We start from the raw sequence: 12,007 nt of genomic DNA, 5'->3' as shown, positions 1-12,007 counted from the left end.
CTCCGCAGTTCCTAATTGCCCGAGCGCATCGCCACCGTGGCGATCCCGGCGCCGACCAGCAGCGTGCCGCCGGTGCGGTTGAAGATGCGGATCGCCTTGGGGTTGCGTACGACGTTGCGGGCGCGCGCCGCAACCAGCGCGTAGCCGAAGGCATTGGCGAAGGCGAGCGCCAGGAAGGTCGCTTCGAAGATCAGCATCTGTGTCCAGAAATCGGCTTCCCGGTTGAGGAACTGCGGCAGGAAGGCGACGAAGAAGGTGATGCTCTTCGGGTTGAGTGCGGTGACCAGCCAGGCGTGCGCCATCATCTTGGCGGCCGAGACGGCATCTGTGCGTGGTTCGGCTTTGAGCGCGCCGCCGGCGCGAAACAGTTTTACCCCGAGATAGATCAGATAGCAGGCGCCGATCAGCTTCAGAATGGTGAACACGGTCGCCGACGCGGCCAGCAGCGCGCCGATGCCCAGCATCGACAGGGTCATGGCGGTGAAGTCGCCCAGCGCCACGCCGACGGCCATCGGCAAGGCGGTGCGCCAGCCCTGGCCCAGCGCATAGGACACGACCAGAAGAATGGTCGGGCCGGGAATGACGAGCAGAACGGTGGAGGCGGCGGCGAAGGCGGCCCAGTTTTCGAACGACATCTTTGTCTCCTTGAGCGCAAAGAAAAGGATAAATCCTCGTGTGCGGAGGAATGTAAAGAGCCCTCTCCCAAAAATGCACGGCGGACCATTTCGCCAGATCGCTGCGGCTATTGGCGGCACAGGCTTAAGACCGGTCGTTGGGCCTTCACCCTTTTTCAACCATGTTTGGCGAAACTGCCTGCCATCCGGCCGGACCGTGTTTCCCGCCGACAGCGTAGGGTTTGGGTGCATGCGTGAGTTGCCGCAGAATGTGACGCCGCCAGCAAATGGCGACGCAAACGAGACCGAACATCTCTATTCCCGCCGCTTCGTCCTGTCAGGGGCCGGCGCCATGACGCTGCTCGGCATGGCCGGCTGCAGCACTTCGACGCTCGAGCTGCCGCAATTCCAGCTGGATGACACGGTCACCGGCTCGGTGCGGCCGATCCGTCCGGCGATCAGCGTCGACAAGAACGTCACCGGCCCTGATGTCATGTACGCCTCGCTCAACGATGGCGGCTTCGAAGTGCCGGCGGTGCCCTATCAGAAGGTCAAGCCGGAGTTCCGCCGCCAGATCGTCGTCAACGAGACCGGCGAGGCGCCCGGCACCATTGTCGTGCATCTGCAGGAGCGAAAGCTCTATCTGGTGCAGGAGGGCGGCGACGCCATCCGCTACGGCGTCGGCATCGGCAAGGACGGCTTCCGCTGGTCCGGCCGCGCCAACATCCAGTACGGCAAGGAATGGCCGACCTGGACGCCGCCGCCGGAGATGATCCAGCGCAAGCCGGAACTGGTGAAATGGCAAAACGGCCAGCCCGGTGGCCTCACCAACCCGCTCGGCGCACGCGCCCTCTACATCTACCAGGACGGCAAGGACACCGGCTACCGCATACACGGTTCGCCGGAATGGGCGAGCATTGGCCAGGCGATGTCGTCGGGCTGCGTGCGCCTGATCAACCAGGATATCATCGACCTCTACAGCCGCGTTTCCAAGAAGAACCCGGTCGTGGTCGTCTGATCCTGTGCGGCGGTTTGGCGCCGCTGGAAACTCCCGTTGCGCGATGCGGCAAGCTAGGCCAAGGTGCCTTGAAAACCACAGCGCCGGGAGAGATCGAGCATGGCTGGAACGTTTGTCATCGCACAGGGCGGCGGCCCGACCGCCGTCATCAACCAGACGGTTGTCGGGGCCACGCTGGAAGTCCGCAAGCGCCATCCCGGCGCCAAGGTGCTGGGCTCGCTCCACGGCGTGCGCGGCATTCGTGACGGCAACTATGTCGACCTCTCCGCCATCCCAGAGGACCGGCTGCGGCTGATCGCCGGCACGCCGAGTGCCGCGCTCGGCTCGACACGCGACAAGCCCGACGCTGCCTATTGCGAAGTCATCCTCAACGGGTTGAAGAAGGCCGGCGCCGACGCTTTCATCTACATCGGTGGCAACGACACGTCGGGCACGCAGCAGATTCTGACCGACGCCGCCGGCGGCAGCATTGCTTTCGTCCATGCGCCAAAAACCATCGACAACGACCTCGAGGAAAACGACCACACGCCGGGCTTCATCTCGGCGGCCGAATTCGTCGCCGGCGCCTTCCTGTCCGTCGATCTCGATTTCCGCGCATTGCCCGGCATCTATGTCGGCATCGTAATGGGTCGGCATGCCGGCTTCCTCACCGCGGCGGCTGCAGCCTGGCAGCTCGATCCCGACAGCGGCCCGCATCTGGTCTACGTGCCGGAACGGCCGTTCTCCGCCGCCGGTTTCATCGACGACGTGCGCGCCACGCTCGACCGCCACAAGCGTTGCATCGTCGCCGTCTCCGAAGGAGTCAGCACCGCCGACGGCAAGGCGCTGGTCGAAAGCCTGGTGCCGCCGGACAAGCTCGAGCGCGACGCGCATGGCAACGTCAAACTGTCGGGCAGCGACCTGCCGTCAGCTCTGGAACGTGCGCTCGCCGAAGGCCTGCCGGGCAAGCGCGCCCGCGTCGATGCGCTTGGCTACATGCCGCGCGGCTATGTCGGCGCGATCAGCGCCGTCGACGCGCGGGAGGCTTTCGACGCCGGCGCCTTCGCGGTTGCCGTTGCCGGCGAAGGCGGTGGCTCGGTGGCGCTGCAATATGACGGCACGAAAACCGTGCTGAAGAAGGTGCCGCTGAAGAACGTCGCCGGCAAGACGCGCCATATGCCCGACGATTTCATGAAGCCCGATGTCAACCAGCTGTCGGAAGCGGGCATGGCTTACCTGAAGCGGCTGGTGCCGGAAAAATACAAGGTGGGAAAGCCCTTCGTCTGATGGGCGGCCGTTTTGGCGGCACCCGTTTTGGTGGCGAGCGCGTTGTCGGCGACTGGTTCGGCAAGACGATCATCGACGACCGCACGACGATGCTGACCGAGCCGTTCGTGCATGATTTCGTGCGCGCCAACATCTGGCATTTCAGGGGACGCGACGCCGACCTGCTGGTCGACACCGGCATGGGCATCTGCCCGCTGGCGCCTGAAATCGACACGCCCGAGGGCAAGCCGCTCATCGTTGTCGCCACCCACATCCATCTCGACCATGTCGGCTCGCTGCACGAGTTTCCGCTGCGCGCCGGGCCGCGGCACAGTGCCGAGCATTTCGAGACCATGAACGATCAGGTGACCTACGCCTACATGTTCAACAATCTCGACGGCGCCGTTTCGAAATTGCCGGCGCCGGGCTGGACGGCGGCCGACTACAAGATCCCGCCGGCGCCGCTGACGCGCACGCTGGACGAGGGCGACATCGTCGACCTCGGCGACCGGCAGTTCCGCGTCCTGCATCTGCCCGGACATTCGCCGGATTCGATCGCTTTGTTCGAAGAGACGGACGGGTTGTTCTTTGCCGGCGACGCCATCTACGATTCCATGCTGATCGACGACCTGCCGGATTCCTGCCGGCCTGATTATCGCCGTACCATGCAGCGGCTCCTCGATCTGCCTGTCCGTCTCGGCCATGGCGGCCATGGGCCGAGCTTCGACGGCAACCGGATGCGCGAGATCGCCACAACCTATCTCAGGCGCACCGAAGGCCGCTGACGACATTGTGATCGGAACCAGCGTGGCGCCGTGGTCGAGCGTCCGGACAAGGCAGCCGCCAATGCCGGCCTGCAGCCGGGCGACGTCATCGTCGCCGTCGACCAGTCGCCGGTGCGGAATGCGCGGCAAGCCAACCAGGCGATCGCCGAGGCCGGCAGATCGGGCCGGAAGTCGGTGCTGCTTTTGATCGATCGCGGCGACGCGCAAATCCTCGTCGCCGTATCCTTCGCCGCCGGTTGAGACATCATGGCAGGCTCGCCGGACCACCGACAGGCCTGCCGCACGGCCGCCGAAATTCCTGTTGCCCGCCGCGACATCTTCGAGAACATTACGGCAGGCCGGCAATGGCCTGCTAAAAACGGACAGTCAAATGGTCACTCGCGGTTTTTCCTCCGGTCGAAAGCCTCCGACGGAGACCGATGCGCGCATTCCGCCCGGTCAGTATCTCGAACAGGGCTTTCCGGTGCTGTCGGCGGGGCCGACGCCGCGCGTGCGCACCGAGGACTGGTCGTTCACGCTCAGGCACGGGCCACGCCCGATCAAGAAGTGGAACTGGGCCGAGTTCAACGCGCTGCCCTTGACCAAGATGACGCGCGACATCCATTGCGTTACCGCCTGGACCAAGTTCGATACCGCCTGGCAAGGCGTGCTGGTCGACGACATCCTTGCCGATGCCGGCATCGAAGCGCCGACCGGCTTCCTGCTGGCGCATGGCTATGACGGCTACACCACCAACGTGCCGGCCAAGGATCTCACCGCGGGGAAGGCGATGGTGGCGCTCCTTTATGAAGGCAAGCCGATCACTGCCGACCATGGCGGCCCGGCGCGGCTCCTGGTGCCGCATCTCTATTTCTGGAAATCGGCCAAATGGCTGAACGGGCTGCAGTTCACCGAGCGCGACGAGCCGGGCTTCTGGGAATTGCGCGGCTATCACATCTATGGCGACCCGTGGCGCGAGCAGCGCTATAGCGGCGATCCATGAGCGAAGCGCCGCAATCTCCCTGGCAGACGGCGAAAATCACCCGGATCGAAAAGCGGACGCCACGCGTCACCAGTTTCTTCTTCGCGCTGTCACGGCCATTCGCCTATCGCGCCGGACAGCATGTCGACGTCAGGCTGACGGCGCCTGACGGCTACCAGGCGCGCCGCTCCTATTCCATCGCCTCGGCGCCGGAGAGCGGCGCCACGATCGAGCTGGCGATCGAGAAGCTCGACGACGGTGAAGTCTCGCCCTTCTTCCACGACATCGCCGCGGTCGGTGACGAGATCGAACTGCGCGGGCCGCTCGGCGGCCATTTCGTCTGGTCCGATGGGGATGGCGGGCCGCTGCTTCTGGTCGGCGGCGGCTCCGGCGTGGTGCCGCTGATGGCGATGGTGCGGCATCGAACCTTGCGCAAATCGGCGGTGCCGGTGGCGCTGATGTTTTCGGTGCGGGTCTGGGACGAGGTGATCTTCCGCGACGAGCTGATCGGTCTCGGTGACCGCCGCGACGGGTTCGAGCTGGTGCTTACGCTGACGCGCGAGGCGGCACGGCGCCCGTCCGACTATTCGAGGCGCATCGACACGGCAATGGTCATGCAGGCGCTCACGCGGCTGCCGCGGCCGCCGGCGCTCGCCTTCGTCTGCGGGTCGAACGCCTTCGTCTCGGCGGCTGCCCAGGCGCTGATCGACGCCGGCATACCAGCGGAAATCATCCGCACCGAGCGCTATGGCGTCTGAGAGGGCCACAGTGGTTCACCGTTTCATGGAAACAGCCACCCGCTCTCAGGTGGGTGAAAACCTTGCCGACAGCAATTGGAACGGCAGCGCGCCATAGGCGGCGACTTCGGCCTCATTGTCCCAGTTGCGGAACTGGCGCGATGGCCGTGCCTCGATCACCAGAGGCCGGCCGGTGTCGTCCACCGTTACCTTGCCGCGAAAGCGCAGCACACGTCCGCCGCCGGCGCGGCTGATCACCATGGAACGCAGGCGGGCGACATGGCCGCCGCCGGCATTGATTTCCATCTCGATGCGGCGCCGGATTGGTGGAACGACGATCCTGACGGTGACGTCCAGCACCATCTCTCCAGTCCTGTCCGGACGCGGCAGGGGCTGGGAAAGCGCGAACGGTTCCGGCGTCGCTCTTGCCTTGCGCAATGTCGGCCTGCCGCGCCAGACGGCGGGCGTCGGCTGCTGCAGGCGGCCCTTCTTGCGTTTGAGGCGCAACTGCTTGGCAAAGCCTCGCGACAGCCAAACGAGGCCGCCGAAATCGGTGCGCGGCTTGGCCTGCAGCACCGAGGACCAGCGCGACAGGCCGGCGCGGTCGGCCAACTCAATCGTCTTTGCAAGTTCGGCCTCCGGCACCGCGATGCCGATCTCCAGGCAGAGATAGGAGAGCGCCACCGCCGCGGCGACGGCGAGGCCCCGCTTGGCGACGACGTCGGCGAACACGCCCCAGTCGACTGCGCCACTCTCGATGGCGACCGCACAGTCGACCAGCCAGTCGCTGTGGGTGTGGGCATCGAGGCCGCCATGTGCGATGGCGAGCGCCATGCGGTCGGCCGGAGAGGGAACAAGCACGCGGACGCCATTGAAATCGGCTGACAGCGCCCGCTGCCAGATCGCCAGATCATCTTCCGCGCTTTGCTGCGACCCGTCATAAGCGAGCTGGTGCAGGTCGATGTCGCCGAAACTGCCCTTGAAAAAATTCATCGAACGCAAGGACGCCAGCCTGGTGCGCAGATATTGCGGACTGACGCCGGTGGCGATCTGCCAGTCGCGTTCGCTAAGCACATCGAAGGCGGCAATCATGGCCTGCGGGCGCACCAGCATGTCGATGTCATGCGCCACCCGGCCGCGCTGCGCCGACGCGTTGACGGCGATGCGGCTGGCGCCTTTGATAAGCATCACCGCGCAGCCGGCGTCGATCATGGCCTGTAGCGCCGGCTCGGCCTCGCGCGCAGCCAGCCGCGATTTGGTCCACAGCATCTTTTGCAGGCCGACAAGACGTGGATAGGCCGGATGCCCAGCGAGCTTGCGGCCGAACTTGTCGGAGATCGCGGCCAGCAGCCGATGCTCTCGGAAGGCAGCATGGTCGATGTCGTTCTCATCGAGCCAGCGCGCCGCATAGCCCCCGGCCGCCTCTTCATCGGGGAGCAATGCGGCCTTCAGCAACTGGTCTAGGCCGCCAGTGGGCCATGACCAACCATAGTCCGGAAACCGACGGCCGATACGGCGCATGGCATTGGCCATCAGTCGGCGCTCGCCTTTTTCGCTGCTCGCCTTTGCATGGCCAGCCTTACGACTTCGACATAACCGCGGTCGCGCACGGGGTCGCGTCCATAGGACATGCTGTCGGGCCGGATGCGGCGCAAGGTCAGGACATCGTCGAGCATGGCAAGCGCAAAGCCCGCCTCACGGGCACGGGCGATCCAGTCGACCATGTCGCCGCGACCGCCTTGCGGGTCGATGATCGGACCGACGGCCTCGGCCACCTCCCGGCGGATCATCATCGTCGTGCGCGACCAGCCCGCCACCGCCACGTCCTGTTGCACATCGGGCTTGTCATCGCGAAACGTCCGCCAGTGGGCAAAGACGCCTGCCGTCGCGGGAAACCGCTCGAAATGCTCCAGCTGCCTTTCGATCTTGGTCGGCAGCCACAGATCGTCCGCATCGAGCGTGGCGACGAAGGGCGTCGCCAGCGCGGCGATGCCCCTGGTGGTGGCGCTGCCTGGTCCGGCATTGTCCTGGCGCAACACCCGCACCGGCATGCCCAGCGCATTGACCACCGCGACCGTATCGTCGGTCGAGCCGTCATCGACTACGATTATGGCGTCGGGCTGGACCGTCTGGGCCGCGACCGATCGCAGCGTCTCGGCGATGGTGGCGGTCGCGTTGAAGGCCGGAATGACGACGCCGTAGCTGGCCATCACAGGAAACGCCAATTCGCAAGTTCCTTGAAATCGAAGATGCCGTCGACAGGGTGCAAGGAGCGGTCGGCCTCGCGCCGTTTCATCGACTTGTAGACGGCGCGCATGAATTCGCGAAAAGGAACATCGGCCTGCCTGGTCATGTTGCCGGGATGGCGCCGGTAATAGAGCGCAACAGTGTCGGGCATCGTGAATTTCGGACCGCTTTCGAAAGTGCGCAGCAGATAGTCGGTGTCCTCGGCCTGGTGGAAATCCTCGTCGAAGCTGCCGATGCGTTCGACCAACCGCCGGACGAAGATAGCGGGAGACAGGTGAATGCCGCGAACCGTCATCGAGTGGCTGTCGGCTGTCGGCTCCAGCGTATCGTCATCTATGTCGTCGACCAGCGTCATGCGCGAATAGGTCAGCTCGAGGGTGGGGTCTGCGTCGAAACAGGCCAGATCCGCCTTGAAGCGGCCCGGCGGGGAAATGTCGTCCGAATCGAGAAACGATACCAGCCCGGTCTGCGGCAGCAATTGCCGCAAGCCCGCGTTGCGTGCCCGCGTCACCCCGGCATTCTGCTGCTGGAAAAGGCGAATGCACGGCGCCTCCGCGATCAGCGAACGCACGACCGCCACCGAACTGTCGGTCGAACCGTCATCGATAACGATGATGTCGAGATCGGCGGCATCGCGCTGCCTCAGCAGCGAGCGCAGCGCCGAGCCGACATGGCGTTCGCGGTTGTAGACCGGCATGATCACGCTCAGCTTCAAGCACGCATTCCAGGCTGTGATCTGTTCATTCTTTCACCACTCTGCCGGGCGCTTGATCTCGAAAAGCCCCTCGACCGGGCGCCGCGACGGATCGGCCTTGCGCCGCCGCAAGGATTTCTGAATCACACGCAGATATTCGCGCACCGCCACATCCCTTTGCTTGGTCAAATTGCCGGGGTGGCGCCGGTAGTATACCGCGACGGTGTCGGGAAAAATGTGCTTCGGGCTGGTTTCGAAAATGCGCAGAAGATAGTCGGCGTCTTCGCCCTGCCGGAACTCCTCGTCGAAAGCACCGGCACGGTCGATCAGTGCCCTGCGGAATATCCCGGCGCTAAGGCTGACGCCGCGCACGGTGGGACCTGCGCCGCCCGGTGCCGGTTGGAGGGTTTCGTCGTCCATGACATCGACGCGCGTCATCAGCGAGTAGGTCAGCTCGAGCGCAGGGTCGGCCGCGAACAGGGGTAGGTCAGCCTTGAATCGTCCAGCCGGCGAGACGTCGTCCGAATCCAGGAACGACACCAGTTCGGTTTGCGGCAGCAACTGCTTCAGCCCTGTGTTGCGGGCGTTGGCCACGCCGTGATTGGCCTGCTGGAACAGGCGGATGCACGACGCTTCCCGCATGATGGCGCGGAGTGCTTCAACGGAGCTGTCCGTCGAGCCGTCGTCGACAACGATGATATCGAGATCGGCATCGTCGCGTTGCCTGAGCAGGGACCGCAACGTCGAAACGACATAGATCTCCCGATTGTAGACCGGCACAATGATGCTCAACTTCATGCAGCGCCCCGAAGGACGAAATCCGCAATCGTGCCGGCGATCTCGCGCGGCTCGGTCCCCAGCGACAGCCGGTAGCATGGCAGATCGCGGGTAAGCTCGCTGAAAAAGCGAAAGCCCGCTTCCCGCTCGCCCGGCATCTGCACGATTCCTGACGGCGCCAAGGCGATCATGGCATCCTTGCGCGATATGGGCATGACCGAGCTTCTCGCACCTCCCCTGATATGGGGCACTATCAAAGCAATAATGTCCAGACTTGCAGGAGTTGGTCGAGGCGCGACCTCGTTGATGTGAAAGGCATGCTTGCCTTGCCAGTTCAGCGGTTGGTACGAATTTAGCCGACCCTCCAGCTTCAGCCGCTTGAAGCCCTCCGGATCCTGCTTGAGCGTGGCAAACAGCGGATAGGCCGTCACCCCCTCGGTCCGGTCGATCAGCACATAGTCGTCGCCGACGCTATCGAGCCCATTGAGCAGGCCGGCGACGACCGTTCCCGATTTGCCGGCTCCGCCGGAGCCCGCCAGCAACACGCCCTTGCCATCGATGCCCAGCGTGCCGGCATGGGTGAGCCGCATGCCGCGCGCCGCATATTCCCAATGCAGGAAGGCGCGCAGCGGCGCCCCTTGTTCCCATGGCGGAAAGGCGTCGGCCGACATCATCAGCTGCGCCCCGACATGGCGTTGCGGATCATGGAACTGCCAGAAGTCGAGATCATGATAGTAGCTGCCGCGCAATCCGGCCTCTTCCAGCCGGTTGGCAAAGGCATGATGGTTGTAATCGCCTCGGCCCCAGGTGGCCGGGGCGGGGACGCCATCGATGGCCGGGTGGGCGACGAAAATGCGGCAGCCGTCAGATGCAGACGGATTTTCCGGGGCCGGTATGAAGGCATGGCTCATGGCTTCCGCCAGCGTGCCATGGTCGAGGTGGACACTCAGGTCCAGTCCCGGCAACCGCACCCCGGCGGTAACGGGATAGAAGGCGGCGGCGCTTTCCGCGGCCGCCAGCACATGGCGGGCATAATCCGGCAGGGTTTGCAGCGTGATCAAAGGCATGTGTTCGTTGTTCCAGCGTCCAGAATTGCGCCGGGTCGCCTGATGCATGTCGCTCGGGGTGGCCCCGGTTTTGAGACGACGACATGCATAAAATCAAAGATCTAAACCGCGTCGCCTGAGTCCGTTCAAACGCGACGCGCTTTAGGGAAACGATTATGCCTGTTTCACCGCCGGCCAGCCGAGAGGTTCCTCGACCTCATGGATCGGGTCGACAATGATGAGATCGGCAAGGTCGTCGTGGACATCGACCTTGAGCGGCTCATTGCTGGCAGCAAGCGCAGACGACAGCTCGCCCGAAAGCGGTTGCGCCGGTGTTTCGGCTGGTGCAAGCAACCCGAAATCGAGCAGTCGGGCAACGAAGCTTTCGAGGTCGGCCAGGCTTATTTTTGCGGCGGCCGCGGCAGCTCCGACCAGCGCTTCAGTGGCGACGCCGGACGACAAAGCCTGCCAGACCCGGCTGCCGGAATCGGAAAAGCCGAAATACTTGCCGTTCGAAAGATCGAGAACGACGGCTTCGCCATCGAATGATTCGAAAACGATGTCCTTGCTTGCGACCGCGTAGACCCGCTGTTGCATCGCTCTGTCCCCCGTTCCATGCGCCCATGAAGGGATGCGCCAGTTTCACGGCCTGCCAGCCCTTCCTAAGTGCGTCTAAATCACTCGGCCTATGCTTGGCAAGACAAAGACCCGCGAACACCGCCTGCGTCGGCGACCGTTGCGGCGAAGTCGACCGGCTCAAGCCTCGATTTCGAGCGCCGACAACGGTTTCGAGCAGCAGGCAAGGATGAAACCGTCATCGATCTCGTGGTCGAGGATGCCGCCATTGTGGCTCATCTCGACTTCGCCGGAGACCTTCTTCACCTTGCAGGTGCCGCACAGGCCGAACTCGCAGGCGGCGGGAATCCGCACGCCCGAGCTGCGCGCGGTCTGCAGCACGGTCTGGCCGGCGACGCAGCCGGCATCGACCTCCGAAAGCGAGAAGCGGATCGGCGTCACGGCTTCGACAGGTGCAGCGATGCCGTCCTCGACCGGGGAGGCAAACGGCGCCGGAATTTCCTCCATCACAGGCGCGGCAAAGCTCTCCTGATGGTATTTCGTCATGTCGAAGCCGGCGGCATCCAGCATGCCGCGCACGGCGCGCATGAACGGATCGGGGCCGCAGCAGAAGATTTCGCGCTCGCGGAAATCCGGAGCCAGCAAGGGCAGCCGGATCGCATCGATGCGCCCCATATGGCCGTACCAGCCTTCGCGGCTGGAACGTTCCTCGATCATGAAGCCGAGCGACAGGCCGGGCATATGGCCGCCGAGCAGTTCGAGTTCCTTGCGGAAGATGATCTCTTCGGCACGCCGCGCGCAGTTGACGAAACCGACATCGGTCCATGGCGCGCAGTCGTTCAGCCAGCGCAGCATCGACATCATCGGCGTCACGCCGGAGCCGGCGGAAATGAACAGGTATTTGGCCGCCGGGTGGCTGTGCAACGAGAAGTCGCCGGCCGGTCCGTAGGCCTTGACATGCGAACCGGGCACCAGATGGTCGAACATCCAGCGCGTGCCGATGCTGCCGGCCTGCGCCTTGACCGTCACCGCGATCGAAAACGGCCGCGATGGCGACGACGACAGCGTGTAGGTGCGCATCAGCGGCCCGTCCGGTGTCGGCAGTTCCAGCGTCAGGAACTGGCCCGGCTTGTAGCGGAACCAGGTCTGGTTGTCGGAGCGGAAGGTGAAGGTCTTGACGTCGGGCGCCTCGTCGCTGACGCCGATCACTTCCAGCACCTGCAGCCTATCGTTCCACGGCGCCATCTGGTCAAGATGGCGATAGAGCCCAAGATCCGTCATCGCATTCATCCTCTGGTCCCTCTTCG

The 12,007-nt window shown here is 64.4% G+C and carries 14 protein-coding genes; 6 read left to right on the top strand and 8 right to left on the bottom strand.

Annotated elements, in window-relative coordinates:
- Positions 1-11: 11 nt before the first annotated feature.
- Positions 12-635: a LysE family translocator gene (locus NKJ18_RS12520; RefSeq protein WP_352758307.1), complete on the bottom strand. Its 624-nt coding sequence runs from the start codon at positions 633-635 to the stop codon at positions 12-14.
- A 229-nt stretch (positions 636-864) separates the two neighbouring features.
- Between NKJ18_RS12520 and NKJ18_RS12515 the strand changes: the two genes are divergently transcribed.
- From NKJ18_RS12515 to NKJ18_RS12490, 6 genes are all read left to right on the top strand, one after another.
- Positions 865-1,632, top strand: coding sequence for a L,D-transpeptidase (locus tag NKJ18_RS12515; RefSeq protein WP_023668871.1), 768 nt, complete (start codon positions 865-867; stop codon positions 1,630-1,632).
- A gap of 99 nt (positions 1,633-1,731) precedes the next feature.
- Positions 1,732-2,898: a diphosphate--fructose-6-phosphate 1-phosphotransferase gene (locus NKJ18_RS12510; RefSeq protein WP_023756519.1), complete on the top strand. Its 1,167-nt coding sequence runs from the start codon at positions 1,732-1,734 to the stop codon at positions 2,896-2,898.
- On the top strand, positions 2,898-3,662 hold the full coding sequence (locus NKJ18_RS12505; RefSeq protein WP_050588119.1) for an MBL fold metallo-hydrolase: 765 nt from the start codon (positions 2,898-2,900) through the stop codon (positions 3,660-3,662). The genes NKJ18_RS12510 and NKJ18_RS12505 overlap by 1 nt, the downstream gene beginning before the upstream one ends.
- Positions 3,663-3,692: 30 nt before the next feature.
- Positions 3,693-3,902 carry a PDZ domain-containing protein gene (locus tag NKJ18_RS12500; RefSeq protein WP_352597323.1) on the top strand — a complete coding sequence of 70 codons (210 nt, stop codon included), beginning with the start codon at positions 3,693-3,695 and terminating at the stop codon, positions 3,900-3,902.
- 130 nt (positions 3,903-4,032) lie between these two features.
- Entirely contained in the window at positions 4,033-4,644 is a 612-nt protein-coding gene (locus NKJ18_RS12495) for a sulfite oxidase-like oxidoreductase (RefSeq protein WP_023745161.1), read from the top strand.
- Positions 4,641-5,381 (top strand): FAD-binding oxidoreductase, encoded by a 741-nt coding sequence (locus NKJ18_RS12490; protein ID WP_023745160.1) that lies wholly within the window; start codon positions 4,641-4,643, stop codon positions 5,379-5,381. The genes NKJ18_RS12495 and NKJ18_RS12490 overlap by 4 nt, the downstream gene beginning before the upstream one ends.
- 45 nt (positions 5,382-5,426) lie before the next feature.
- Here the strand turns inward: NKJ18_RS12490 and NKJ18_RS12485 are convergent, their stop codons facing one another.
- The 7 genes from NKJ18_RS12485 to NKJ18_RS12455 form a co-directional block, all read right to left on the bottom strand.
- Positions 5,427-6,893 carry a nucleotidyltransferase family protein gene (locus tag NKJ18_RS12485; RefSeq protein ID WP_023745159.1) on the bottom strand — a complete coding sequence of 489 codons (1,467 nt, stop codon included), beginning with the start codon at positions 6,891-6,893 and terminating at the stop codon, positions 5,427-5,429.
- Positions 6,893-7,585 (bottom strand): glycosyltransferase family 2 protein, encoded by a 693-nt coding sequence (locus tag NKJ18_RS12480; RefSeq protein WP_245261955.1) that lies wholly within the window; start codon positions 7,583-7,585, stop codon positions 6,893-6,895. Before NKJ18_RS12480 ends, NKJ18_RS12485 begins: the two co-directional genes overlap by 1 nt.
- Entirely contained in the window at positions 7,570-8,322 is a 753-nt protein-coding gene (locus NKJ18_RS12475; protein ID WP_023703622.1) for a glycosyltransferase family 2 protein, read from the bottom strand. Before NKJ18_RS12475 ends, NKJ18_RS12480 begins: the two co-directional genes overlap by 16 nt.
- A 33-nt stretch (positions 8,323-8,355) precedes the next feature.
- Positions 8,356-9,099, bottom strand: a complete 744-nt coding sequence (locus NKJ18_RS12470) for a glycosyltransferase family 2 protein (protein ID WP_352758306.1) — start codon at positions 9,097-9,099, stop codon at positions 8,356-8,358.
- Positions 9,096-10,145, bottom strand: a complete 1,050-nt coding sequence (locus tag NKJ18_RS12465; protein WP_352758305.1) for a serine kinase — start codon at positions 10,143-10,145, stop codon at positions 9,096-9,098. The genes NKJ18_RS12470 and NKJ18_RS12465 overlap by 4 nt, the downstream gene beginning before the upstream one ends.
- A gap of 153 nt (positions 10,146-10,298) precedes the next feature.
- Entirely contained in the window at positions 10,299-10,721 is a 423-nt protein-coding gene (locus NKJ18_RS12460; protein WP_023725910.1) for a PqqD family protein, read from the bottom strand.
- Between the two features lie 159 nt (positions 10,722-10,880).
- A complete protein-coding gene (locus tag NKJ18_RS12455) occupies positions 10,881-11,981 on the bottom strand; it encodes an FAD-binding oxidoreductase (protein WP_023755571.1) in 1,101 nt (366 codons plus the stop codon).
- Between the last annotated feature and the right edge of the window lie 26 nt (positions 11,982-12,007).

Origin of the sequence: Mesorhizobium sp. M0217, assembly GCF_040321955.1 — a bacterium.
Classification (GTDB): Bacteria; Pseudomonadota; Alphaproteobacteria; order Rhizobiales; family Rhizobiaceae; genus Mesorhizobium.
This window is presented reverse-complemented; position numbering and strand designations above follow the sequence as displayed.